The 25,793-nt window shown below is 70.2% G+C and carries 20 protein-coding genes; 12 read left to right on the top strand and 8 right to left on the bottom strand.

Annotation, left to right across the window (positions count from 1 at the left end):
• Positions 1-199 precede the first annotated feature (199 nt).
• A complete protein-coding gene (locus tag ACTWQR_RS07680; protein ID WP_443226159.1) occupies positions 200-2,185 on the top strand; it encodes an MFS transporter in 1,986 nt (661 codons plus the stop codon).
• A gap of 85 nt (positions 2,186-2,270) precedes the next feature.
• Here the strand turns inward: ACTWQR_RS07680 and ACTWQR_RS07675 are convergent, their stop codons facing one another.
• From ACTWQR_RS07675 to ACTWQR_RS07665, 3 genes are all read right to left on the bottom strand, one after another.
• Entirely contained in the window at positions 2,271-3,140 is an 870-nt protein-coding gene (locus ACTWQR_RS07675; protein ID WP_443226158.1) for a MerR family transcriptional regulator, read from the bottom strand.
• 191 nt (positions 3,141-3,331) lie between these two features.
• Entirely contained in the window at positions 3,332-3,838 is a 507-nt protein-coding gene (locus tag ACTWQR_RS07670) for a glutathione peroxidase (RefSeq protein ID WP_443226157.1), read from the bottom strand.
• 112 nt (positions 3,839-3,950) lie between these two features.
• Positions 3,951-4,316 (bottom strand): PH domain-containing protein, encoded by a 366-nt coding sequence (locus ACTWQR_RS07665; protein WP_443226156.1) that lies wholly within the window; start codon positions 4,314-4,316, stop codon positions 3,951-3,953.
• A 233-nt stretch (positions 4,317-4,549) separates the two neighbouring features.
• On the opposite strand from ACTWQR_RS07665, the gene ACTWQR_RS07660 reads away from it, so the two are divergent.
• From ACTWQR_RS07660 to ACTWQR_RS07650, 3 genes are all read left to right on the top strand, one after another.
• Positions 4,550-6,277 carry a PA14 domain-containing protein gene (locus tag ACTWQR_RS07660; RefSeq protein ID WP_443226155.1) on the top strand — a complete coding sequence of 576 codons (1,728 nt, stop codon included), beginning with the start codon at positions 4,550-4,552 and terminating at the stop codon, positions 6,275-6,277.
• A gap of 279 nt (positions 6,278-6,556) precedes the next feature.
• Positions 6,557-7,192, top strand: a complete 636-nt coding sequence (locus tag ACTWQR_RS07655) for a TetR/AcrR family transcriptional regulator (RefSeq protein WP_443226154.1) — start codon at positions 6,557-6,559, stop codon at positions 7,190-7,192.
• Between the two features lie 205 nt (positions 7,193-7,397).
• On the top strand, positions 7,398-8,711 hold the full coding sequence (locus tag ACTWQR_RS07650; protein WP_443226153.1) for an MFS transporter: 1,314 nt from the start codon (positions 7,398-7,400) through the stop codon (positions 8,709-8,711).
• A gap of 113 nt (positions 8,712-8,824) precedes the next feature.
• On the opposite strand, the gene ACTWQR_RS07645 is transcribed toward ACTWQR_RS07650, so the two are convergent.
• The 5 genes from ACTWQR_RS07645 to ACTWQR_RS07625 all read right to left on the bottom strand — a co-directional run bounded on the left by ACTWQR_RS07645 (position 8,825) and on the right by ACTWQR_RS07625 (position 15,713).
• Entirely contained in the window at positions 8,825-10,564 is a 1,740-nt protein-coding gene (locus ACTWQR_RS07645) for an ABC transporter permease (RefSeq protein ID WP_443226152.1), read from the bottom strand.
• A gap of 4 nt (positions 10,565-10,568) precedes the next feature.
• Positions 10,569-11,744 (bottom strand): ABC transporter ATP-binding protein, encoded by a 1,176-nt coding sequence (locus ACTWQR_RS07640; protein ID WP_443226151.1) that lies wholly within the window; start codon positions 11,742-11,744, stop codon positions 10,569-10,571.
• 117 nt (positions 11,745-11,861) lie between these two features.
• Positions 11,862-12,923, bottom strand: coding sequence for an ABC transporter substrate-binding protein (locus ACTWQR_RS07635; RefSeq protein WP_443226150.1), 1,062 nt, complete (start codon positions 12,921-12,923; stop codon positions 11,862-11,864).
• A gap of 930 nt (positions 12,924-13,853) precedes the next feature.
• Positions 13,854-14,606, bottom strand: a complete 753-nt coding sequence (locus ACTWQR_RS07630) for an SDR family oxidoreductase (protein WP_443226149.1) — start codon at positions 14,604-14,606, stop codon at positions 13,854-13,856.
• 66 nt (positions 14,607-14,672) lie between these two features.
• Complete coding sequence (locus tag ACTWQR_RS07625; RefSeq protein WP_443226148.1) at positions 14,673-15,713, bottom strand: NAD(P)-dependent alcohol dehydrogenase; 1,041 nt, start codon at positions 15,711-15,713, stop codon at positions 14,673-14,675.
• A gap of 94 nt (positions 15,714-15,807) precedes the next feature.
• Between ACTWQR_RS07625 and ACTWQR_RS07620 the strand changes: the two genes are divergently transcribed.
• The 8 genes from ACTWQR_RS07620 to ACTWQR_RS07585 all read left to right on the top strand — a co-directional run bounded on the left by ACTWQR_RS07620 (position 15,808) and on the right by ACTWQR_RS07585 (position 25,793).
• Entirely contained in the window at positions 15,808-16,611 is an 804-nt protein-coding gene (locus ACTWQR_RS07620) for an SDR family NAD(P)-dependent oxidoreductase (RefSeq protein WP_443226147.1), read from the top strand.
• Between the two features lie 117 nt (positions 16,612-16,728).
• Positions 16,729-17,937: an acyl-CoA dehydrogenase family protein gene (locus ACTWQR_RS07615; protein ID WP_443226146.1), complete on the top strand. Its 1,209-nt coding sequence runs from the start codon at positions 16,729-16,731 to the stop codon at positions 17,935-17,937.
• Between the two features lie 32 nt (positions 17,938-17,969).
• Positions 17,970-19,949: an oxidoreductase gene (locus tag ACTWQR_RS07610; RefSeq protein WP_443226145.1), complete on the top strand. Its 1,980-nt coding sequence runs from the start codon at positions 17,970-17,972 to the stop codon at positions 19,947-19,949.
• A gap of 118 nt (positions 19,950-20,067) precedes the next feature.
• Positions 20,068-21,522, top strand: coding sequence for an aldehyde dehydrogenase (locus ACTWQR_RS07605; RefSeq protein WP_443226144.1), 1,455 nt, complete (start codon positions 20,068-20,070; stop codon positions 21,520-21,522).
• Between the two features lie 89 nt (positions 21,523-21,611).
• Complete coding sequence (locus ACTWQR_RS07600) at positions 21,612-23,153, top strand: GMC family oxidoreductase (RefSeq protein ID WP_443226143.1); 1,542 nt, start codon at positions 21,612-21,614, stop codon at positions 23,151-23,153.
• Between the two features lie 281 nt (positions 23,154-23,434).
• A complete protein-coding gene (locus tag ACTWQR_RS07595; RefSeq protein WP_443226142.1) occupies positions 23,435-24,223 on the top strand; it encodes an enoyl-CoA hydratase/isomerase family protein in 789 nt (262 codons plus the stop codon).
• Positions 24,224-24,228: 5 nt separating this feature from the next.
• Positions 24,229-24,642 (top strand): Zn-ribbon domain-containing OB-fold protein, encoded by a 414-nt coding sequence (locus ACTWQR_RS07590; protein WP_443226308.1) that lies wholly within the window; start codon positions 24,229-24,231, stop codon positions 24,640-24,642.
• The gene (locus ACTWQR_RS07585; RefSeq protein ID WP_443226141.1) at positions 24,639-25,793 is read left to right on the top strand and encodes a thiolase family protein; all 1,155 of its coding nucleotides are present in this window, start codon (positions 24,639-24,641) and stop codon (positions 25,791-25,793) included. The genes ACTWQR_RS07590 and ACTWQR_RS07585 overlap by 4 nt, the downstream gene beginning before the upstream one ends.

Below are 25,793 nucleotides of genomic sequence, written 5' to 3'. Positions count from 1 at the left end.
AGTGCCGGCAGTGCTGGTAGTGCCGAAAGTGCTGGCAGTGACGTATACGTCAGTCCTCTGACAAATCGATCGCACCTCGTCGACGGAGACCCGCCCGGGCGCTCCCCGACGGGGTGCGTGCTAGCGTCGCGAGAAGGGCAGGTCGCCCGCCGCGGGGCCCGGCCGAGAGCGAAACAACGGGACACGGGAGTGCCTTCACGTGGCGACAGCGGAGCCGAAGCACGCCGACGACGCCGAGCCGAGCCGAGGGGCCGGCCAGCGAATACACGTGCGTGCGCGTCCGGTCGGGGGGCACGAAGACTCCCGACCGCGCGAGCTCCACGACGACGACCGCGACAGAGGCCCCGACAGCAGCGGTCGTGACGGAGGCCCTGACAGCGGGCGTGACAGCGGCGAAAGCCGCGACGAACCCACCGGTCACCACACCTCGTCACCCACCCGGCCCCCATCCCGCCTCGCTCACTTCATCCACCGTCACCCGGTAGCCTTCGCCACCGCGCTCTCCGGCGTCCTGCACGTCATCTGGTTCTTCACGTTCGCGAACAGCGGGGGCGACCTCGCGGCGCAGGACGCATGGGCCGAGTTCGTGGGGCGGCATCCGGATTCGGCGTACAACCTGGCTTGGTACGGCGGGATGCACCCGGTGTCGTACAGCGTGGTGTCCCCGTACCTGATGTCCTTGCTCGGTGTGCGGACGACGATGATGATCGCGGGGACGATCTCCGCCGGGCTGCTCACGCTGATCCTCATTCGGAGCAAAGCCGTACGGAATCCCGTGTGGGCGTCCCTCGCCGGAGTGTTCGCGCTCCTTTGCAACGCCGCGTCCGGGCGCGTGACCTACGGTCTCGGCACGGTCTTCGCGCTCGGTGCCACCGCGGTCGTCTTCTGCTGGCCGTACCGCTGGCGCTACAAACGCTGGGCCAAGGCCCTGTGCGCCGCCCCCCTCGCCGCGATCGCGACCGCCGCGTCCCCCGTGGCGGGGCTCTTCGTCGGCCTGGTCGCCGTGGCGCTCTTCCTGCAGAAGCGCCGCCCGGGCGCGTACGCGCTGGGCATCGCGCCCGCCGTCGTCGTGGGCGTCTCCGCCTGGCTGTTCCCCTTCTCCGGTACGCAGCCGATGGTGATCGGCTCGGCCTCGCTGCCCTTCATATACGCGGCGTTCGTCTTCTTCCTCGTTCCCAAGGAGTGGAAGACCGTCCGGATCACGGCGGCGGTGTACGGCCTCGCCGTCCTCCTCGTCTGGCTGATCAGCTCGCAGATCGGCTCCAACATCAGCCGCCTCGCGATGCTCTTCGCGGGCGTAGCGCTGCTCGCCGCGCTGCCGTTCACGGTGCCGGGCTCACGCAAGTGGTACGCGATCGTCGTGGCCTTCGCCGGATTCGTCACGTGGATCGGCTACAAGGCGGTGGACGACGTTGTCCACACCACGCCCGCCGCGTCCTGGGCGCGCGAACTGGCCCCACTGGTCAACCAGCTCCAGGTGGTCGACGCCGAGAAGGGCCGCGTGGAGGTTGTACCGGCCCGCTCCCACCGCGAGGCGTCCGCCCTCGCCCCGTACGTCAACCTCGCCCGCGGCTGGATGCGCCAGGCGGACATGGAACGCAACCCCCTCTTCTACGACGACACCCTCAACTCCGCGAACTACCACGAGTGGCTCCAGCGCTGGGCCGTCCACTACGTCGTCCTCCCCAAGGGCGAGCCGGACGGCGACGGCGGCGAGCGCGAGCGGGAGCTGGTGCAGCGCGGGATGCCGTACCTGAAGCAGGTCTGGGGCGACGCCAACTGGCAGCTCTTCAAGGTCACCGACCCCACCCCGCTCGCCGACCCGCCCGCTGTCGTCGACCGCGCCGAACAGGACGAGCTGACCATCGAGGTGAAGAAGGCGGGCCGGGTCTTCATCCGTATGCCGTACTCGCCGTGGCTCGGCCTCGTCGACGCCGAGGGCAAGGGCGTGAAGCCGCCGCAGGAGACCGAGGAGTCCAAGCGGCGCGAGGGCGACGACGTGCCGAAGACGTTCGACAATGTCAACGGATGTCTGATGGAGGCGGAGGAGGACGCGAAGGGCGACAAGTGGACGGAGCTGCTCGCTCCGCGGGCCGGCACGTATCGCCTGGCGGCGCCTTATCAGTTGCCTCGGGGTACGGGGTGTCCGGAGGAGTTGCGGGAGGCTGTTCGGGGGGCCGGGTGAGCTTCCGCGGGTCCGGTTGTGATGTGCGGGTCCGTTGTGGCTGGTCGCGCAGTTCCCCGCGCCCCTTAAAGGGGCTGCGCCCCTTCTACGGTGCGACCGGGAACGCCACGTCGCACACCGGGTCCTCCGGGCCCGCCTCGTCCCAGTCCGCGAAGTAGATCTCGCGGCACGGGCCCGCGTTGGCCAGGCCCTCGCGGGCCATCCACGCCTCCACCGCTTCGAACGCGGCGATGATCTGTGGGTGGGCGACCTGGGCCTTGGTGATACGGGTGTAGGCGAGGCGGCGGGCGGGCTCGACGCGGACCGCCGCACCCCACGCGCGCGCCTGCGCAGCGGCCCAGGCTCGCGCCGCCCGCGCGTCGGAGACGGGCAGGCAGGACTCGACGGGGCCGTCGCTCTCCTGGGAGACCTCGGAGTGATAGACGACGAACGGTGCGCCGGTCGTCCCGCCGCACTCGATCGCGGCCGACTCGAGCCGCCCCAGCGACGCCGGGATCCACGTGGGCAACTCGTCCACGAGGGTGTGCCGCTTCTCGGTGATGAGCCACTGCTCCGGTACGTCCACGGTGTGGACCTCGAACTTCGCGTACAACTCCGCACTCCTTCCGGAAAGCCGTCCACGGAGGTAGTGCGCGAGTGTCCGCTGCCCGGCGAGGCGTTCCTCGATGTCCGCCCAGTACGTGGCGACGAGTTCGGCCGCCTGTACGCCGTCGGTCTCCTGCCTGTCCACGACCTCGGCGATCCGCGTGAGCGGCATGTCGAGCTGGCGCAGCAGGAACACCATGCGGGCCCGCTCGATCTGGGCGGCCCGGTAGTAGCGATAGCCGGTCGCCCCGTCGACGTGCGCGGGGGCCAGCAGGCCCAGCCGGTCGTACAGCCGTAGCGCCTTCGGCGAGAGCCGCGCGCGGGCGGCGAACGCGCCGATGGTCAGCGGTTCCTCGTCGACAGGTTCCATGGGTCGCACCGATCGCGTGGGTTCCACAGGCCCATCCTCCGTCACCGGGCGCGTGCCGCCCGGCGGGGAGGACGGTGGGCCCTGCCCCAGGGGCAAGGTCAACGGGCCGTGCGAGCCGACGAGCGGCTCGGCCGACGGGAGAGGCGGGTGACGAGTGACGCGGTCGACGAGCGACGCGGTCGACGGGAGGCTCAGGCGACGAGCGACTCGACCGCCGCGACGACCTCGGCCGACTCCGGCTCGGTCTGCGGCGAGAAGCGGGCGACCACCGTGCCGTCCCGGCCGATCAGGAACTTCTCGAAGTTCCAGCGGATGTCGCCGCTGTGCCCCTCGGAGTCCTCGAAGGTCACGAGCCGCTCGTAGAGGGAGTGGCGCCCCTCCCCGTTCACGTCCACCTTCTCGGTCATCGGGAACGTCACGCCGTACGTCGCCGAGCAGAACTCGGCGATCTCCTCGGACGTGCCGGGCTCCTGGCCCATGAACTGGTTGCAGGGCACCCCGAGGACGGTGAAGCCCTGCGCGGCGTACTGCTCGTGGAGCCGCTCAAGGCCCGCGTACTGCGGGGTGAGCCCGCACTTGGAGGCCACGTTGACGATGAGGACGGCCTTCCCCTGGTACTGGCCGAGGTCGGCGGAGCCGCCCTGCAGGGCATCGATGTCGACGTCGAGGACTGTGGTGCCGGAGTTGTCAGTAGTCATAAGCGGATGCTAACTCCGGTCGGCCGGAGCAGGGGCGGCGCCCTGGGCCTTGATAGGCCGCATCGAGTTGAGCGCGACCGCCCAGCCGCCTGCCCCTACTGGCCCCGTCGCGCTACCGCGCCACGAACTGCGTGAGGATCGCCTGGACTTCGTAGATGTCGACGCCCTTGGTGAAGGTCTTCTCGATCGGCGCAGCCGTTCCGGAGATCCAGATCTTCAGCTCGGCGTCGAGGTCGAAGTGCCCCGCGGTTTCGACGGAGAAGTGGGTGATGCTGCGGTACGGGACGGAGTGGTACTCCACTTTCTTGCCGGTGATCCCCTGCTTGTCGATCAGGATGAGGCGACGGTCGGTGAAGAGGATGGTGTCGCGTATCAGCAGGTACGCGGCATGCACCTGCTCGCCCTGCCCGAGCAGCCGCGCGTAGTCCCGCTCAGCCTTCGCCGGATCGACGGTGTGCGCGTTTCCGAACAGCGCCATGACAGGTCCCCCCATGGGTTGTGTGAAGTCACGTCAGCGGATTGATGCCGCCAGAATCAGTGACGACTGGTTCGTGACGTCTGGTTCTTGCTGACTGTCCTGCTGACTGTCCTGCTGACCGGTTCCTGCCGGTGAGCCCGGATTCTCGCGGCTCGTACAACCAATCGCCGCTCCGGGAGGTCGTGATCGTCGGCGGTCACTCCGGCCGCCGACGATCACGACCGAAGGAACGCATGAACCCAGCCAGAGGCACCGTGGCAGCGGCCGTGGTGCTCACCACCGCCGGCACACTGCTCACCACCGCGGCCCTCCCGGCGTCCGCCGCCGTGAGCTGCGCCTCCCCCGTCTACAAGAGGCAGTTCTTCTCGAACACCACGTTCTCCGGTACGCCGAAGAAGACGGACTGCGACTCGAAGATCGACCAGAACTGGGGCACCGGGGCCCCGGCGTCCGGCCTGCCGTCCAACAACTTCGGTGTCCGCTGGACCGTTACGAGGGACTTCGGCTCCGGCGGCCCCTTAGCCCTGCCCGTCGAGTCCCGGGACGGCATCCGCGTCTACCTCGACGGCACCCGCAAGGTCGATGTCTGGAAGAACGTCTCGACCACGCAGGCGAAGACCGTCAACATCACCATCCCGTCCGGGAAGCACACCCTGCGTGTGGACTTCGTCAACTGGACCGGCGCCGCGAACGTCAAGTTCGCCTACACACCACGCACTTCGGCCACCGTCGACAAGGTCAAGCCGCTCATTCCCACGGGGACTTCCGTCTCGTACGACCCGGCGGGCGGCAAATCCAAGCTGTCCTGGGCCAGGAACAAGGAGATGGATCTCGCCGGCTACCGCGTCTACCGACGCGTCGAGGGCGCCTCGTTCGGCACCAGGCCCCTCGCGACGACCACCTCCACCTCTTACACCGACACCCCGCCGGCGACAGGCCTGACCTACCACTACGAGGTCCGCGCCTACGACAAGGCGGGCAACGAGTCGACCGGCACGGCCGATCGGGGTGTCACCACCGCCGACCGGACAGTGCCGGCCGAGCCCACCCTGATGAACGCCACCAACGAGCCGGGCGGTCTGCGGATCACCTGGCACCCGAACGGGGGCGTGCAGCCGTCGTACCGGGTCTACCGGTCGACGAGCGCGGACGGCCCGTTCACCAGGATCGGCAGCCCGGAGCCGGGGAAGATCCACTATCTGGACGCCTCGGCCGTCTACGACGTCAGGTACTTCTACTACGTGACGGCCCTCGACGCGGCGGGCAACGAGTCCGTTCCGTCCGTCACCTTCAGCGGCACACGGCGGGACGTCGGACCGCCGCCCGTCACCGACCCGACACCACCGCCCGTCACCGGACTGGCCGCCACCCCGACCGAGTACGGCTTCAAGCTGAACTGGGACGCGAGCCCGGCCACCGACCTCGCGAAGTACGTCGTCTACGCGGGCCGGCCCGCGGGGGGCAACGAGAACTGGTGCATCGCCAGCGAGGTGGCGGACGTGCCGGCCGGCACCACCTCGTACGCGTACACCAGCCGTCCGAACGGCGAGCGCCTCTGTTTCATCATCCGCGCCTTCGACACCCGCGGGGACTGGCCCAACGGGGAGCTTTTCCCCGTGAACGCGTACGAGCTCGACACGACGCCGAGCGTGGCGACGCCCGGGGGTTCGCCGCTGAAGGTGGTCGCGAAGCCCGCGACGGGCAGCGAGGGGAACGCGCTGACCTGGACGGGGCTCGACGCGTCGGCTCCGGAGGCCGCGGGCGGCTACCGCGTCCAGCGCTGGAACCCCGCCACCACCTCGTACGAGAAGATCGCCGACCTCGGCGCGAACGTCTCCGAGTACTTCGACACCGGCGCGAAGCGCGGCACCACGTCCTACTACTGGGTGACCGCCGTGGCCGCGGACGGTACGGAGTCCCTGCCGGGGGGCGCCTGGACGGTCACCGCACCGGCCGAGTGAACTGAAGAAGTGAACTGAAAAAACGCCGGACAGCGCGAAGGGCCCGGAGGTTCAGCCGAACCTCCGGGCCCCTTGGTTTTTGGGGCGGTGTTTTGCCCCGGGTGCTGGATCTCCATCGAGGCCAACAGAGGTTTCCCGGTCCGTCGGCATACCGCACTCTCGAAGGGGCCGCGATCCCGGATGCGTTACCGTGAGCTGGAGCGGAGTGGACGTGCTGGCCGGAGTGGACGTTGGGACTGCGGCTACGCATCGCTAGCCGATGGACAAGGCAGGGGAAGCGTGACGTCGAAGCGCGGCAGTCGGTCGGGGGTAGCCGCCCAGGGTCGCACGTCGGTCGGCCGGACCCCGGGGCCGCGTGCGGCGGAGATCCGGAACGCGGCTCTCGTCCTGTTCGCCGAGCGAGGGTACGCCGCCACCACGATGGCCGACATCGGCGAAGCGGTGGGGATGCGCGGGCCGAGTCTGTACAAGCACGTGGGCTCCAAGCAGGAGCTGCTCACCCAGATCATGACGGGCACGATGGACGACCTGCTGCGGAACCACGGCGTCGCTGTCGCCGGTTGTGAGGACGTGGTGGAGCGGCTGCGCCGGGCCGCCGAGGCTCATGTTCGCTACCACGCCCGGCACCGCCTCGAGGCGTTCGTGGGGACCCGGGAGATCCGCAGCCTGGAGGAGCCCCACCGTACGGACGTCCTTCAGCGGCGTGCGGCCTACGAGCAGGCGTTCCGGACGCTGCTCACTGAAGGTGTGAAGGCCGAGCGCTTCAGCATCACCACGGTGAAGCTGACCTCCTACGCGATCCTGGATCTCGGGATGGGCGTGCCCGTCTGGTACCGCGAGCACGGTGATCTGACGGAAGACCAGGTCGTCTACCAGTACGGCGACTTCGCCCTGCGGCTGGCCGGCGTGCGCTGAGCCCGCACTGCTCACTAAACTGAATCCGATTCAATATTTCAAGTGGTCGTGCTGTGTCGATGCTGTGCCCATGTCGCTCGCGTGCGGCGTGCATGTCGCACGGCCAAAAACTCCTGCGCCAAGGCTAGCTGTACTGAGTTCAGTTCTGTAGCCTCCCCGGCGTCGGCAGGGTAAGGGACCGTGCCGTGGGAAGGAGAGTCGGAGCATGAGTGCCACTCAGCGTTCCGCCACATCAGGGGCGGAGTCAGGGGCGGAGTCAGCGGCCTACGATCCGCGTACGGTGCGCCGCGCGATGCTCGCCGGCAGCCTCGGCACCCTGATCGAGTACTACGACTTCAGCGTCTACGGATATCTCGCCGTGGTGATCGCTCCGCAGTTCTTCCCGAGCGCGGATCCGGCGGCCTCGCTCCTGGCGACGCTCGCGGTGTTCGCCACCGGCCTGGTCGTGCGGCCGGTCGGCGGCGTCTTCTTCGGATGGCTCGGCGACCGATGGGGCCGTCGCAAGGCGCTGGTCTCCTCGGTGCTGTGCATGGGAGTGGCCAGCAGCCTCACGGGACTGCTGCCGACCTACAGCCAGATCGGCGTGGCCGCCGCGGTGCTGCTCCTCCTGGCCAGGGTGGTGCAGGGCATCTCCACCGGTGGCGAGTCGGTCGGCGCCTACACCTACATCTACGAGTCGGCGCCGCCCGAGCGCAGGGCCTTCCTCGGTGCGGTCACGCCCATCGGGTCCAACCTCGGGTTCATGTTCGCGGCCGCCACGGCCGGGGTGATCTCCGGGCTCGCCACGAAGGACCAGATGTCCGACTGGGGCTGGCGGCTGCCGTTCCTCATGGCCGTGCCGCTCACACTGTTCTGCCTGTGGGCCCGGCTGCGGATCGAGGACACCCCGGAGTTCGAGGAGGCCGCACGCCGCGCGGACATCCCCTCGGCTCCGATCCGGGAGGTCCTGTCCACCCACCGCGCGGCGCTGCTGCAGTCCATCGGCCTGTCCATGGCGCAGGGCGGCGCCATCTTCCTCGGGCTGACGTACATCGGCATCTACCTCTCCACCGACCTGGGATACGACTCCACGCAGGTGCTCTGGCTGAGCGCGGGCGTCGTCCTCGTCACCGTGCTGCTCATGGTGCCGGCCGGCTGGCTCTCCGCCCGGTTCGGCTCCCGACGCATCCTGCTGTTCGGGTTGCTGGGCTTCCTGGTGACCGCCTACCCCGCGATGATGCTCATGGGCCGGCACAGCCTGGCCCTGGCCGGCGTCGCCTACCTGCTGTTCATGCTGAGCAGTGCCTTCGTGCAGGTCCCGGCGGCCAGTCTGTGGCCGCACCTGTTCGAACGCCGGGTCCGGTACACCGGCATGGCGATCGGCTACAACATCGGCACCGTCCTCGCGGGCGGTACGGCTCCGTACATCGCGACCTTCCTGGTCCAGCGGACCGGCAACCTGCTCTCCCCGGCGTTCTTCGTCATGGCGGTCTGCCTGATCGGGATCGGATCACTGCTCACCGTCCGCAAGGATGTGTAGAGGCGTCGGGGGTATGACCTCCGGTGCGGTGAGCGGCGGTCACCGCACCGTGCCGGCGCCGTCGGCCCCCGTCCTGCCGTCGAGTGAGCCCACGCCCCTGTCCCCGTCCCTGCTCACAGCTTCTCGAAGATGTCGGAGCCCGCGACGGACATGGCCACGAAGACGCCTGCCGAGGTCACCAGCGTCATGACGAGCGCGATCGCCGCGACCAGCGGGTAGGAGCCGTTGGACCAGTAGTCGAAGAGGATGGTGCCCATGACCTGCGTCGTGGGTGCCCGTACCAGTATCGAGGCGGTGAACTCGTGGGTGAGCAGCACGAACATGAGCGCTGCGGCACCCGCGAGCGTGGGGCGCAGCAGCGGCAACACGATCTCGGTGGTGGTCCGCAGTGCCCCTGCCCCGCTGGTCCGCGACGCCTCCTGGTACGTGTCGCCGAGCGCCACCATCCCGGACAGCTGCATCCGGGTCGCGAAGGGCAGCATCAGCGTCACGTAGACGAGGACGATCACCGTTCGGGTGCCGTACAGAATGAACGGCTCGCGGCTGTACGTCAGCAGGAAGCCGGCGCCGAAGACCACCGCGGGGATCCCGAGGGGCATCGCCACGATGAAGTCGACCGCCGCCCGGATGATGCGGAACCGGCGCCCCTTGAGCAGCAGCGAGGCGGCGACGAAGCCGAGCGGAAGCGCGATGGCGACGGAGATGACCGAGGTGACGAGGCTGTTGACGATCGCGTCGGTGATCCCCGACTCCTGGAACACGCGCCGGAAGTTGTCGAGCGTGAACCCGCTCGGTTCGATCCTGCCGCTCCAGAAGGCGGAGAGTGACACCACCGTGAGCGCGCCCAGCGGCAGCGCGAGCGCGACCAGGCCGTACAGGACGATGCCCGTGACCGCCACCCACGACGGCCGCCCGCCGGACCGGAACGCCTTGCCGCCGTGCGTGACGAAGCGGCTGTGGTCGCCGAGGATCACCTTCTGGAAGAGGACGACGGCGATGCCGAAGAGCAGCAGCGGTGAGCCGATCGCGGCGGCCCTGCCGTAGTCGACCGGGCTCTGCGACACGGCGACGTACATGTCGGTGGTGAGGACGTTGACGCCGTTGTTCCTGCCGAGCAGCAGGGGGCCCGTGAACTGGCCGAGTCCCAGCAGCAGGGCCACGAATCCGCCGTACACCAGGACCGGTCGCAGCAACGGCAGCGTCACCCGGAAGAACACCCCGGCCGGCGACGAACCGCTGACCTGCGCCGCCTCGATCAGCTCCGAGTTGATGTTGCCGAAGCCGGCGCTGACGAACAGGTAGACGAACGCGGTCAGGCCGAAGCCGGTGATGAGCACGATCCACGGCAGCGTGTAGATGTCGACGGGGCCCTCGTCGAGATGGTTCCACCAGGGCAGGTTGCGCAGCGCCGCGTTGAGGTAGCCGGGGCGGGGCGAGAACAGGAACGCCCAGCCGGTCACCGCGGCCACGGCCGGGACCACGATGGGCAGTACGGGCAGGACCCGCAGCAGCCGCAGGCGGGGTGGCAGGCGGGTCGCCGCCCAGGCCAGGAACGTGCCGAGGACGAGCGCGATGACCAGCGAACCCAGCGCCATACCGGCCGTCGTACGCAGCGTCTCGGCCATGTCCGGGCTGTCGAAGGCGGCGCTGTAGCCACGGGCGTCGTCCTCGAAGGCCAGCCGTTGCAGGCCCACCAGAGGAGCGATCACCAGGTAGCCGATGGCGGCCAGGAAGGCGAGCGCGCCGAGCCGTGGCAGGTGGCGCCGCGCCCGTGTCAGCGCCGTCGAGGGTGACGGGGCCGGGTGCGGCGGTGTCGTCGCGGGGGAGGGGGCGGGTACGGCGGGTGCGGTCACGATGTCACGCCCCCACTGCCGCGGCGGGGGCGTGCTCGGCTGTCCGTACCCCGGCGGCGTCGTAGTAGATGGCCGCGTCCTTGGCGAACCACGCGGTCACCCGCTGTCCCCGTGACAGCCCCCGGGCCCAGGGCTTGCCGGTCAGGGGCGCCCGGGCGTGCAGGCGGCTGTCGCCGATCGCGACGACCACGTCCATGTGGCGCCCGCCGAACTGAGCGTCGACGACCTCCGCCGGGAGGCCGACGCCGTGGGCCGGCGGCTTCTCGTCGGCCGGACAGAGCTGAAGGTCGTCGGGGCGCAGCCGGGCGGCGACCTCACTGTGCGAGCGGGGCACCGGGAGCTCGTCGACCACGGTCCCGTCCGGTGCGTCGGACCGGCCGTCGGCGTCCGATGGGGAGGCGAGGGCCCATCCCCCGCCCTGGCGCCGGAACGGAAGCCGGTTCGACATGCCGATGAAGCCGGCGACGTACTCGGTGGCCGGTTCCTCGAAGACCCGCTCCGGTGTGTCGAGTTGCTCGATCCGCCCCGCGTTCATGATCGCCAGGCGGTCGCCGAGTGCCAGCGCCTCGCTCTGGTCGTGGGTGACGAACACGGCCGTGAAGCCCAGCCGTGCGTGCAACTCGTGCAGTTGGGCGCGCACCTGGTCGCGCAGCCGGGCATCGAGGTTGCTCAGCGGCTCGTCGAAGAGCACCAGGTCGGGTTGGGCGGCCAGGCCGCGGGCCAGCGCGACCCGCTGCTGCTGGCCGCCGCTGAGCTGCGCGGGATAACGGTCGAGCAGGGCGGAGCATTCGACCAGCTCCGCCGCCTCCTCGATCCGCGTGCGCGCCTGTTCCCGGGCCACCCGCCGGGTTCGCAGGGGATATCCGATGTTGCGGCGCACCGTCATGTGCGGCCACAGCGCGTACGACTGGAACACCATCCCGATCCGGCGCTTGTTCGGGGGAAGGTTGACCTTCCCGCGTACGTCAAGCACCGTCTGGTCGCCCAGCGAGATGCGTCCCACATCGGGCGTTTCCAGACCGGCCAGACAGCGCAGAGTCGTGGTTTTTCCGCAGCCGCTCGGGCCGAGCAGAACGATGAACTCGCCCGGCTCGATCTCCAGCGACAAGTCGTCCACGGCGACCGCGGGCGGCTTGCCGGCGAACCTTTTCGTCAGACCCTCGATGCGCACGTGGGACACGGGGGACTCCTCACATCCAAAGATCAGGTGAGTGGGCACCCGTCGGCGCGGGTGCCCACACTGCTGTGCATCGGTACTGGCTGATGCGCTCCACCGCCCCTACTGGAACAGTGACTTCTACTGGAACAGCGACTTCCACTTCTTCTGGTACGCGGCCACGGCCTCGGGTGTGAGCTTGGCCGGATCCTGCACTCGTACCTTGTCGTTGGTGATCACCGTGCCGGGGACCTTGGGCAGTACCGAGCCGGCGGACGGCGTGATCAGCTCCTGTCCCTTGGCGGTCACCATGAAGTTGGCGAACAGCTGGCCGGCGTTGGGGTGCGGGCCGCTCTTCAGCACCATGCCGTAGTACCGGGCACCCCAGGCGCCCTCCGGCGGCATGCGGTAGTCGACGGGTGCGCCCTTCTTCTTCGCGGGCTCCAGCGCGATCGGCGCTGTGAAGCTGCCGGCGGCGATCTCGCCGGACTGCAGCGCCTCGCCCATCGGCAGGGAGCTGGGGTAGATGCGCGGCTTCTGGGCGGCCAGCTTCTTCACGAAGTCCGCGCCGTACGTCTCCTCCAGCCACAGGTAGAAGTCGACGAGCGACGGCGCCGTCGGCTCGACGACGCCGATCTTGCCGCCTGCGAGTGACGGGTCGAGCAGGTCCGGGTAGTCGGTCAGCCCTTGGGGAAGGAGCTTGGAGTTCCAACCGAACGTGAGCACCGCGGAGTTGGTTTCGAAGTAGTCGCCGTCATGGACGTACTGCTTGACGTCGTAGTCGCCCTTGCCGGTCAGTTCGGGACCGGTCGGCGCCAGGAACCGCCCGGCCTCGGCCTGTGGCTTCACCCAGGACAGGCTCGCGCTGACGTACATGTCGGCGATGCCCTTGCCGGTGTTGAACTCCGTCTCGACCTTCACGCCGAGGTCACCGTCGACGCCCCGGACGGTCTTGACGTCGATCCCCGGGTACTTGGCCTCGAAGGCCTTCGCGAGGTTGTTGAGGGCGGTCAGATCCTGGGCCGAGTAGACCGTGATCTGTCCTTCGTCCTTCGCCGCGGCGACCAGTTCGTCCATGCCCGCCGATGCGGGCACGACCTTGGAATCGGCGTTGTCGTTGCCGCCGCCGCACGCGGCGACCAGCAGTGTGGTGATCGACAGCAGGATGAGCAAAGCCCCGCGCCGTTGCGGATCGGATCTCATTCTCGGCTCCCTTGGATGAAACCGGCTCCCGGCCGAACGGGCGCAGAACCGGGTGGATTTTGCGCCGAGGGTGGCCGGATTGCCAAGATTTCGTGAAGCTACCAAACTGAACTCGGTTAGGCAATAGAATGCGCAGCGCACGAATGAGGGGCGTCGGGGCGGTGCGGGGTGGCCGTGCTCGGCCCCGGCCCGGCTTGGGCGTGGCCAACGACGACCACATGAATGCAGGGATGCCTTCACGCGTCAGTCGCGCCGCAGGGGTGGGCGGTGGCCGGGCTGTACGCGGAGTGGGGTAGGGCCGTCGTCCGATGGAATGTGCTGGACTTATTTCAGTTCAGTAGCGGATTGATGGAGTCGCCGGCGGATGGGCGGCGGCTGGTTGAGTCGTTCGCACCGACGAGGTGGCGACGACGAACGGTACTGGGCTCGGTATGCCCGGGGACACTCCCGGGAGCCACGTGGCCCGCCTCGGTCGGCGGCGCTCTCACGATGCGTGACGCCGTCGATCCGCACAAGCGTCTTGCCGGTGTTGTCGCCCCGCAGCCCCGCAGCCTTCCGCAGTCCTGCAGCCCCACCGGCGCCACCGGCGCCTGCGTCAGCCCGTCGACGACGGTTTCGCGAGGGCGGAGGCGGCCTTCGCGGACCCGTGCGCCCACGTGTCGACTCGTCTCGGGCAGTGGGTGGGTGTGGCCGCCGGCTCGGAAGCCGCGCATCGTCGGGCCCGCTCCGGAAACCTCATGCCGGCAGTGACGAAGGTCCGACCTCCGCAACGCGCGGTACCGCGCCCCGTAAGCTTGATCCTTAACGTCTGGCTTGGTCTCGTTCGTAGAGGGTGCTCGGGCGTTTGACGGTTTTACCCACGTCGTGACGGGTGGCGGGGTGCCGGTTCTTGGAGCCCGGCGGGCGACCGGGGCCGGGCCTGACCAAGCCCTACTGGTCCGCTGTCGCGTGGGCGTGACCGACGTGGCCGATGGTCTGGCCGCCGTCGACGAGGAACTCGCCGCCCGTGGTGTAGGAGGCGTCGTCGCTCGCCAGGAAGAGCACCATGCGGGTGACCTCCTCGGGCTCCCCGATGCGCGGTACCGGCTGATCGGCGAAGAGCCCGGGTGCGGCGCCGTCACCCATGGGCGTGCGGATGACGCCCGGATGCACGGAGTTGACGCGCACCCCGGTGCCCGCCATGTCCAGCGCGGCGGCCTTGGTCATTCCCCGAATCCCCCACTTGCTCGCCACATAGCCGATGCCGTCGGCGAAACCCATGAGGCCGGCGGCCGAGGAGATGTTGACGACCGCCCCGTGGCCGCGGCCGCGCATGCCGGGGAGGACGGTGTGCATGCCGAGGAAGGTGCCCACCATGTTGACGTCGAGGATCCGGCGGAAGTGCTCGGGCGACTGCTCCTCCACGCCGCCGAAGTGAACGATCCCCGCGTTGTTGACCAGGACGTCCACGGGGCCGAAGGTGTCCTCGACGGTACGGACGACGGACTGCCATGCCTCTTCGTCGGTGACGTCCAGGTGGTGGTACCGCGCTCCGGGGAGGCCTTCGGCCAGGGCCTTCCCCTCGTCGTCGAGCAGGTCGCAGACGGCGACCCGGGCGCCTTCCGCGACCAACCCGCGTACATGTGAGGCGCCCATGCCCCGGGCCCCACCGGTGACGAGCGCGACCTTTCCGTCGAAGCGCATCCTGGACTTCCCTTCCGCGTATGCGTGCATGTCTGAACCCGGGTACGCGTCATGTCTGACACCCGGTCAGTCGGGGACGAGTACGGCCCGCCCGCGCACCCGGCCCCGACGAAGCCGGTCGATCGCCTCCGGTGCGGCGGACAGCGGGAACCGCTCCGTCTCGACGTGGATCGCCCCCGAGCGTGCCAGCGCGACGACCTCGGCGAGTTCGGGACGGGTTCCCCAGAAGGGCAGCGAGAGCCTGAAGCCCGGCGGGAGAACACCCGGCTTGGAGACCGTCAGACGGCCGCCTCCGCTGCCGACGACGGCGAGTTCACCACCCGGCCGCAGGACACCGGCCGCGAGTTCCATCGTCTGCGTCGTGCCGACGAAGTCCAGCACGGCATCCACTCCGGCGCCACCGCTCCGCGCGCTCAGAACACGGGCGGTGTCCGCCCGCATCAGGGTGCCGAAGTCCGCGCCGGAGCGGGCCGCGAGAGCCAGCGCCTCCTCCCGGACGTCGACCGCCAGTACGCGGCTCGCGGTGGTCGCGCGGAGGATCTGCACGGCCAGGTGGCCGAGCCCGCCGACGCCGATGACGGCGGTGGTGGTGCCCTCCCCGAGTGCGTGCCGGAGCCCGGCCACGGCGTGGTAGGAGGTCAGGCCCGCGTCCGAGAGCGGAGCCGCCTGATCGGCCGGCAAGTCGTCGATCGGCACCAGATGGCGGGCGGACGGGACGAGCACGTACTCGGCCATTCCGCCGTCCCGGCCAAGTCCCGCCCCGTGCCAGGCGAGGGTGGCGCGCCGGTCGCAGTAGTTGTCCCGGCCCGCGGCGCAGCGATCGCAGGCGCCGCAGCCCCACGGTCCGTACAGCACCACGCGGTCACCGACCGCCACCCCGCCGGCGTCGGGCCCCAGGGCCGCGGTGCGCCCGGCGACCTCGTGCCCGAGAGTGAACGGCAGCCGGTAGGGGAGTACGCCCGGAGCCGCGTCGATGACGTGCAGATCGGAGTGGCACAGCCCCGTGGCTTCGACGCGCACCAGCACCTCGGCGCCCTGGGGGACGGGCCGCTCGACCTCGGTCTGTGCCGGGGGTTCGGCCCACGCCGTCAGCCGCAGTGCCCTCATCTTCACCGTCCCAGGTCTTGTCAGCCCCGCGGTCGTCACGGTAACAGAGATGAAGTCAGTTCAATAGGATGCGGGCGGTGAAGGGGAGGTCGACTTGACGCGCAGGGATGTCCAGACGAACAGGTTCGCGGACAAGGTGGCGATGGTGACGGGCGCCGGCTCGGGCATGGGTGCGGCGGTCGCCCGGCAGCTGGTCGCGGAAGGCGCGCGGGCCGTCGTCCTGGCCGACGTGAACGGCGAGGGTGCCGCGACTGTCGCCAAGGAACTGCCCGCCGCTGAAGTGGTCGCACTCGACGTGGCGGACGCGGCGGAGGTCGACGGCGCCGTCCAGGGTGTACTGCGCCGGCACGGGCGGCTCGACGTCCTGGTGCACGCGGCCGGGGTCGACGACCCCGAGGTCAAGCAGCGCATCGCGGACGCGCTGGTCGAGGGGCGGCCCGTCGAGGTGACCGGTTCCCTCGACGACGCGTCCTGGCGCCGTGTCATGCGAGTGAACCTGGACGGTACGTTCCATGTGCTGCGCGCCGCGGTGCGGGCCATGCGCCCCTTCGGTGCCGGGGCGATCGTGGTGATCGGCTCGTCGTCGGCCTTCGACACCCCCGTCGGCTATCCGCACTACGCCGCCTCCAAAGCCGGTGTGCACGCACTGACCCAGGCCGTGGCCAAGGAGGTCATCGCGTCCGGGATCCGCGTGAACGTGGTGGCTCCGGGGCCGACGGAGACGGGGATGGCGGCGCGCACCCCCGAGGCGCTGCGGGCCGGTTTCGCCGACCCGCGGGTGCGCCCGTACGCGACACCCGAGGAGATCGCCGACATCGCGCTCTTCCTGGCGAGCGACGCCGCGGCGAACCTGGTCGGCGCGGTGCTGCTCGCCAACGGCGGCCGGTTCACCGCCTGAGCGAAATCAACTCGTGCACGGGGCTTGTCCGGTCCGGAGCGCTGTGCCTACGGTCAATGAATTGAGTTCAGTTCTTACTCGTTAGTGTGTCAGTGGTAACGGCACGATGGAGACCTCATGCACCGTCGTCACCCCGAGATCGACCCCCAGTCGCTGTCCGAAACCGACGAACAGCGGCAACTGCGTACCGTCCTGCGGGACTTCTTCACCGAGGCAAGCGGTCCCGAGGACGTCCGCAAGCATCTGGCCACCCCGCGCGGATACGACGAACCGCTCTGGGCGCGGCTCGCGGGCGAGATCGGGGTACACGGACTGGCCGTTCCCGAGGAGTACGGCGGGTCGGGCTTCACGTTCGCCGAACTGGCCGTAGCCCTGGAGGAATCCGGGCGCGCCCTGTGCTGCGCGCCGCTGCTGCCCACGGTGGCCCTCGCCGCTCACGCCCTGCTGTACAGCGGCGACCGCACGGCGTGCGAGCGCTACCTGCCGCGGATCGCCGACGGCACGCTCACCGCGACCGTGGCCGGGTTCGACGCCGCTGAACCCGACGGGTCCGACGAGCGCGTCAGGTCGGTCAAGCCCGGCGTCACGGCCGAGCAGGGCGGCTCGGGCTGGTTGCTGCGCGGGCAGGCGGACTTCGTAGTCGATGGGGCCGGCGCGGATCTCATTCTGGTACGGGCCCGAACCCCCGCCGGGCCAAGGCTGTTCGCCTGTGAGCCCACGCCGGACACCAGTCGGCGGACTCCGCGCCGGGTCCTCGACGAGACGCGGCGGCAGGCGCTGGTGGAGTTCCGAGGGGCCCCGGCCACCACCGTGGGCACGGCGGAGGACGCCGAGGACACCGTCTCGGCGACCCTCGACACCGGGCGGGCCGCGCTGGCGGCCGAACAGGTCGGCGGCAGCGGGCACGCGCTGGACGCCACGGTCGAATTCGCCGCACAGCGCCACCAGTTCGGGCGCCCCATCGGGTCCTTCCAGGCGGTCAAGCACCGGCTGGCCGATGTGCTGGTCGCGCTGGAGGCGGCACGCTCGGCGTCGGCGTACGCGACCGCGTGTTCGGCCGCGCGGGCGATGTCCTCGCCGTCCGCCGTCGCCTCGCCGCAACTGCCGGTGGCCGCTTGTGCCGCCGCCGTGGTCTGCTCCGAGACCTTCCGCCTGGCGACGGCCGAATACGTCCAACTGCATGGCGGCATCGGCTTCACCTGGGAGCACCCGGCCCATCTGTACGTGCGCCGCGCACGCAGCAGCGAGGCGCTGTTCGGCACGGCGGACAGGCACCGGGCCCGACTCGCCGAACTCATCGGTCTCGCCGTCCGCTCCGCCGCCTGAACCGGCGGCCAAGAGGACAGCGAGGAGGCTGTATGACGCCGACGCCACGCACCCCGCAACTCGCCCTCGCCGAACCGTTCACACTCGGCGCACTCACCCTGCGCAACCGCCTCGTCGCCACCGCTCACGCCACCGCCGCCGTCAGCGACGGCGCTCCCACCGAGACCGACGCGGCCTACTGGCGGCGGCTGGCCCGGGGCGGCGTCGGCATGGTGATCACCGGTGGCACCGCCGTGGCCCCCGAGTCGACGCTGCCGCAGCGCTACCTCACCGAAGCGTGGCGCCCCGAGATCAAGGACGCGGTACGCCGCCGCGCCGAGGCCATCACCGACGAGGGCGCTGTGGCCGTGGCGCAGCTCGTCCACCTCGGCCGGGAGACCCTGGGCGCCGGCACGTACTACGCGCCGATCTCCGCCGCGGCAGTCCGCTCGCCCCGCGAGGGGGCCGCGCCCCACCCGCTGAGCACGGAAGAAGTACGCGGTGTCGTCGACGCCTTCCGCATCTCCGCGGCGAACAGCGTGCAGGCCGGTTTCCACGGCGTGGAATTACACGCCGGCCACGGCTATCTGCTCGCCCAGTTCCTCTCCCGGCACACCAACACCCGCGACGACGAGTACGGCGACCGCATCGCCCTGCCCGCCCAGGTGATCGACGCCATCCGCACCGAGATCGGTGAACTCCCCATCGGCGTACGGGTGTCGGTGGAGCCCGGCGAGGACTCCGGACTCGGCCTGGACGACCTGACCGAGCTGCTTCCACGGCTGTGCGCCGCCTCGCCCTTCGCGTACGTCAACGTCACCACCGGCGTCCGCAACACCTACGTCCCCGGCATGGCCACCACTCGCCCGCCGCTGCTGGAGTCCGTGACCCGGCTCCGCTCGGCCGTCGCACTGCCTCTCCTGGTCAGCCAGAGCTTCCGGTCGGTGGCGGACATCGAGCGGGCGCTGGACCAGGGGGCCGATCTGGTCGGGATGGCCCGGCCGTTCATGGCCGACCCCGACTTCGCCCGCAAGGTGATCGCGGGCGACGAGCGGTCCGTACGCCCCTGCACGGGCTGCAACGAGGGCTGCCGGACCTTCGAGCCGACCGGGTCCTGCACGGTGAACCCCGAGCTGGGTCCGCCGGGAGCCGCCGCCCGCCCGGCCGTTCCGCTGCTGCTCACCCGGCCGGGCGGCGGCAGCGGTCCTGTCGTCGGTGGCCCTGTCGCCGTCCTGGGAGCGGGCCCCGGCGGCATGGAGTGCGCGCTGGCGCTCGCCCGTCGCGGCGCGGACGTGACCGTCTTCGACACGGCCCGGCAGGCCGGCGGTCAGGCACGCCTCGCCTCCCTCGCCCCGCACCGTCCCGGTTGGCGGAAGTTCGTCGACTACCAGCGCGAGCAACTCTCCGATCTTGGTGTGCGAGTGCTGCTGGGGACCTCGCCGGGGCCGGACGACCTGGCGGCGTACGCGCAGATCGTGCTCGCCACCGGCGCGGAGGAAGAGTCCGTCTCCGTGCCCGGCGGGCTTCGGACACTCACGAGTTCCGATTTCCTGCGCCGGTACGCGGACGTCGTACCGGACACGCCCGGCGTCGCCGTCCTCGACGACGGCTTCGGCTGGTGGCAGGGCATCAGTGCCGTGGAGAGCGCGCTGGCGGCCGGCGCCCGGGAGGTCACCGTCATCACCCCCGGCACCGGTTTCGCCACCGGCCTGTCGCCGGAGAACCGCACGCAGCTGATGAACCGGCTCACCGGTGCGCCCCTGCGCGTCGTCGCGATGAGCACCGTGACCTCGACGACCGCCGACGGTGTGCGCCTGCGCCATGTCCTGGACGGTCGGGAGACGCTCCTCGCCGCCGATGTCCTGGTCACCGTCGGTGAACGCCACCCCCGCCGCCCCGACTTCTCCCCGGCCGCCCACCAGACCGTCCGCGCGGTCGGCGACTGCGTCGTGCCGCGCCGCATCGCGCACGCGGTCGCGGAGGGGCGCGCGGCGGCCGAGGCCTTGGCGGCACGGGCGGCGAGGCCGCTGTGACGGTCCGTGTGGGGGAGGCGATCCGTCCGTGGGCCGGCCCATGACGCCCCTGACCCGGGCCGCGAGCACACCTTTCCTCCGAAGTGTTTCCGCGTTTCCCCAGAGAGGCCCTGACCACATGGCACACCACTACGACCGCATCCTCATCGGAGGCCGGCTCACCGCCCCCTCCACCGACCGCGTCACGCAGGTCGTCTCACCCAGCACCGAGGAGGTCATCGGCCACGTCCCCCTGGCCTCCACGGTCGACGTCGACGCCGCCGTGGCCGCGGCCCGCCAGGCGTTCGACGCCGGCCCCTGGCCGAGGTGGAGCGTTCAACAGCGCGCCGCGGCCCTGCGTGACCTCGCCGACCGCCTCGACACACGTGCGGCCGAGCTGGCCGGACTGGCCATGGCCGAGACCGGCTGCCCGCGCGGCTTCGCCGAGGGCTACTTCGCCGTCGCCCCCTCCAACTACCTTCGCTTCTATGCCACGTTGGCCGAGGGACACGTCTTCGAGGAGGAGCGGGTCAACGGACCGACCCGCACGCTCGTCGTCCGCGAGCCCGTCGGCGTCGTCGTGGCCATCCCCGCCTGGAACGGCCCGCTGCCGCTGACCGCCCAGAAGATCGCCCCCGCTCTGATGGCCGGCTGTACGGTCATCGTCAAAGTGCCGGTGCAGGATCCGCTCGCCTGCCATGTGTTCGCCGAGGTCGTCGCCGAATCGGCCGTTCCCGAGGGCGTCATCGGCCTGTTCGCCGCCGATGCCGCGGAGAGCGAGTACGTGGTCGCCCACCCCGGTGTGGACAAGGTCAGCTTCACGGGAAGCACCGCGGTCGGCGCTCGCATCGCCGAGGCGTGCGGCCGCGACATCCGCCGAGTGACCCTGGAACTCGGCGGGAAGTCGGCGGCGATCGTGCTGGAGGACGCCGACATCGACGCCGTCGTCCCGGGACTCGTCGGCTGCGGCGCCGCGTTCATGCAGGGCGAGATCTGCACCGCCCAGACCCGCGTCCTGCTGCCGCGTTCCCGCTACACCGAGTTCACCGAGGCCCTGGCCCGCCAGATGAGCGCCCTGCCCATCGGCGACCCGGCCGATCCCGCGACCGTGATCGGACCGTTGATCACCGAGGCGCACCGGGCGCGCGTCGAGGAGTACATCGCCCTCGGCAGGAAGGAAGGCGCCACCGTGGCCTGCGGCGGTGGCCGCCCCGCGGACCCGAGCACCGGCTGGTACCTCGAACCCACCCTCTTCACCGACGTCACCAACGACATGCGGATCGCGCAGGAGGAGATCTTCGGCCCCGTCGTCGTCGCGATCCCGCACGACGGTCCCGACCACGCCGTCGAACTCGCCAACGACTCGCCGTACGGGCTCTCCGGAACCGTCTGGACCCAGGACGAGGAAGCCGCCCTCCGGATCGCCCGCCGCGTGCGCACCGGAACCTTCAGCATCAACGCCTACACGCTCGACATCAACGCCCCCTTCGGCGGCAGCAAGAAGTCGGGCATCGGCCGCGAGAACGGCCCTGAAGGCCTCGACGACTTCCTCGAATCCAAGTCGATCGCCTTGTCGGGCGCCCCCCTGGGCTGAGGACCGGCTTCGTCTCAACGAAGAGCCTCATCTCAAGACTCGTCCTGAAGAAGAGCTTCATCTCAACGAAGAGAAGAAGAGAGGTAACCATGGCACGTCGCATCGTCGTGTGCGGCGGAGGTTCCGCCGGTGGTGTCCTGGCCGCCCGGCTCAGCGAGGACCCCGCGAACACCGTCACGCTGGTCGAGGCGGGTCCCGACTACCGCACCCCGGAGGAGACCGCCCCGGAGGTGCTCGACGCCGACCAGTTCGGGTTCACCACCCACGACTGGGGCTACGAGTCGGCCGACCATGTCGTCGATGCCGACAGCATCCCGATGTTCGGGATCGTCCAGCAGGGCGTCGTGCCCGTCCTCCGCGGCAAGGTCATCGGCGGCTCGTCGTCCGTCAACGGCGCCAACGCCCTGCGGCCCACCCCCGAGGACTTCGCGCGCTGGACCGGACTGGGCAACGACCGCTGGTCCTGGGACCAGGTGCTCCCGTATCTGAAGAAGCTGGAGGACGACCCGGTCGGCGGGGAACTGCACGGCACCGGAGGCCCCGTACACATCGAGCGCTTCACCGAAGGCAACGGGCTGCGCCCGGTCATGTCCGCGTTCCTGGAGGCCTGTGCGCAGGCCGGCCACCCCATCCACCAGGACATCAACGGCGCCCGCCGGCGCGGCGCGGGCCCGGTCCCCTTCAACCGCAGGAACGGCATCCGGCAGAGCTCGGCCATCGCCTACCTCGGCCCGGCCCGCCACCGCGAGAACCTGACCGTACTGGGCGGACGGACCGTTGACCGCGTGGAGTTAACCGAGGACGGGACGGCCCGTGCGGTGATCCTCGCCGACGGCACCGCTCTCGAAGCCGACCTGGTCGTCCTGTCCGCCGGGGCCATCGGCAGCCCGGCGATCCTGATGCGCTCGGGCATCGGCCCGCGGCGGCTTCTCGAAGAGCTGTCCATCCCCGTGACGCGGCACCTCGAAGGCGTCGGCAGGAACCTCCGTGACCATCCCATGGTCTACCTCACCTACGCCGTGGACGAGGAGGCGGTCGGGGAGGAACTCATGCCGCCGCTGCAGACCGTCCTGGCGTTCTCCTCGGCGGACGGCGCGGGCGCGGGCAGCCAAGGCGAAGTCGACCTGCACGCGCTGCCGTTCACCATGGAGCCCGGGGTGATGCTCGTGCCCCTCGCTGTGGTCCGCCCGTACTCGTTGGGCAGGGTGGAGATCACCTCACGCGCTCCAGACGCCGATCCGAGCATCCGGTTGGGGCTGTTCGACCATCCCGACGACGTACGGCGCATGGTGGCCGGCATCCGGCAGATCCGGGAGATCATGGGCTCGGGTCCACTGGAGAAGTACGTACGTGCCGAGACGTGGCCGGGCCCCGACGCGACCACGGACGCCGACCTCACACGGGCCGTCCTCCAGGGCAAGAACACCTACTGCCACGCGGTGGGAACCTGCGCGATGGGCGGGGAGGGCACCCCTGCCGCGGTGGTGGACCAGGCCGGGAAGGTACACGGTGTCGACGCGCTGTACGTCGTCGACGCCTCCACCATGCCGGACATCCCGGCCGTGCCGACCAACACCACGGTCATGATGATGGCCGAGCGCTGGGCGGACCAACTGGGCCGTGGCGCCTGACGGTTGGCGGGAGCGCACACCGTACGACCGCACTGCACGACCGCACCGTATGAGTGAGCCGCCCACCGGACATCCGGCGGGCGGCTCACCGGCATGGGAGGCGGTGTGGTCGGCGGTCGTAGGTGGCGGTGGCGGTGGCGGATTCGAATCATGTTCAGTTTAATTCGCCGGGAAATGGCCAACCTTTGAACCAGTCTCGATCAAAGGGTTGACAGGATCCTTCAGCGCTTCCAGACTCGTAGTGAATTCAGTTCAGTTTGGCGAGTTGGAGAGGTCGGAAAATGGCAGTGGAAGACGAGATCCAGTTCGAGCGCGACGGTCACGTCGCCCGTGTGTGGCTCAACCGCCCGTGGAAGAAGAACTGTGTCACCGTGCCGATCCTGGACCGGCTCGACGAGATCATCACCGAGGTCGACGAGGATCCCGAGCTGCGGGTTCTGGTGGTGCGCGGCCGCGGCGGCACCTTCTGCTCGGGCTTCGACCTCGACAGCCTCAAGGCGGAGTACGTCGGCAAGTCCAACGCGATCGACGTCGCGGTGAAGTCCGCGAAGGTGTGCGACCGCCTCTACTCCATGAAGACCCCCTCGGTCGCGGTCCTGGAGGGCTACGTCACCGCCGGCGGCTTCGAGATCATGATCTCCTGCGACTTCGCCATCTCCGCGGACGACGCCAAGATCGGCGACTTCCACATCCGCCGCGCCCTATTCGGCGGGGCCGGCCCGATCTACCGGGTCCCGCGCATGATCGGCATCCGCAAGACCAAGGAGCTGATGCTCACCGGCAAGCTCCTCTCCGGTGTCGAGGCCGTCGACTTCGGACTGATCAACAAATCCGCCCCGGCCGACAAGCTGGACGAGACGGTCGATGCCTTCATCGGGGACCTCGTCGACAAGAGCCCCTTCATGATGTGGCTGACGAAGATGACGATCGACCGCAGCCTGGACGCCGACATCCAGTCGCTGATGGTGATGGAGCACCTCGCCGTGGGCGTGGCCCTCAACTCCGAGGACGCGAACGAAGGCGTGTCGGCGTTTCTGGAGAAGCGCGAACCCAAGTGGACGGGGCGCTGATCCGGATGGCCACGGATCCGCGGAGCCCGACCGTCACCACCGCCGTCGCCGCCGGGCTCCAGGGCTCACGCTGCTCCGGCTGCGCGGTGACGGTCTACCCCGCGGAGGACGCGTGCCCGCGCTGCGGCGGACCGGCCGAGCCGGCGGTCCTCCAGGGCACGGGCAGGCTGTGGACCTGGACAGTGCAGCGGTACGCCCCCAAGTCCCCGCCCTATCAGGCACCGCCCGGCGGCTTCGAACCGTTCGCGCTCGGCTACGTCGAGCTGGCGGAAGGCGTGCGCGTGGCCGCCGTACTCGAAGTCGACAACCTCGACGACGCCGGCAACCTCGACATCCGCATCGGCATGCCCCTCACCGTGATCGCCGGCCACGGCGTCCCGCGGGCCAGGCCCACGACCCCCGGCGAGGAGGGGACATGAGTACCGACGTCCTGATCTGCGGCGCCGGGCGCACGCCGTTCGGCCGAACGGAGGCGAGCGGCCGGCAGCTGGCCGTCGGTGCGGTGAACGCCGCGCTGGCGGACGCCGGGATCGAGTGGCCGCGGGTGGGGGCCGCGTTCGGCGGCAGCGACAGCGCCGGCCTCGCCGACACCCTGGTGGCCCAACTCGGCCTGACCGGGCTGCCGTTCGTCAACGTCAAGAACGGCTGCGCCACCGGCGGCAGCGCGCTGGTCTCCGCCGTGAACGCGATCCGCTCAGGTATGGCGGACGTCGTCCTCGCCGTCGGCTTCGACAAACACCCGCGCGGTGCCTTCGACCCGAGGCCCGAGGACTGGGGGCTGGGAGCGGAGTACGGCAGCGACGGGCTGATGGTCACCACCCAGTTCTTCGGCATGAAGATCCAGCGCTACATGTACGACCACGGCATCACGCCGCGGACCCTCGCCCTGGTCGCCGAGAAGGCGTACCGCAACGGTGGTCTGACCCCCGAGGCGTGGCGTCGCAAGCCGGTGTCCGCCGAGGAGATCCTCGACTCCGGCATGGTCAGCGACCCGCTGACCCGCTACATGTTCTGCTCCCCGGGAGCGGGCGCGGCCGCGCTGGTGCTCTGTTCGCCAGAGGCCGCACGCGGCCTGGACACCCTGGACGGCCCGCCGGTCACCCTGCGCTCGGCGGCGGTACGCACCCGGCGTTTCGGCTCGTTCGAGGTGTTCAGCCCCTGGATCCCCGGGGGCCCGCTCACCAGCGTCAGCCGTGATGCCTCGGCTGCCGCCTTCGAGGAGGCCGGGGTCGGCCCGGGCGACGTCGACGTCTGCCAGTTGCAGGACACCGAGAGCGGCGCCGAGGTCATGCACATGGCCGAGTGCGGGTTCTGCGAGGACGGCGAGCAGGAGCGGCTGGTCGCCTCCGGTGCCACCGAGATCGGCGGGAGCCTGCCGGTCAACACCGACGGCGGCTGCATCGCCAACGGCGAACCCATCGGCGCCTCGGGGCTGCGCCAGGTCTACGAGATCGTCCAGCAGCTGCGCGGACGGGCCGGCGAACGCCAGGTTCCCGGCGAACCCAGGATCGGTTTCACGCACGTGTACGGCGCCCCGGGCGTGAGCGCGTGCACGGTGCTGTCCCGCTGA

The organism is Streptomyces sp. 2A115, from assembly GCF_052245575.1.
In the GTDB taxonomy this organism is placed as follows: Bacteria; Actinomycetota; Actinomycetes; order Streptomycetales; family Streptomycetaceae; genus Streptomyces.
This window is presented reverse-complemented; position numbering and strand designations above follow the sequence as displayed.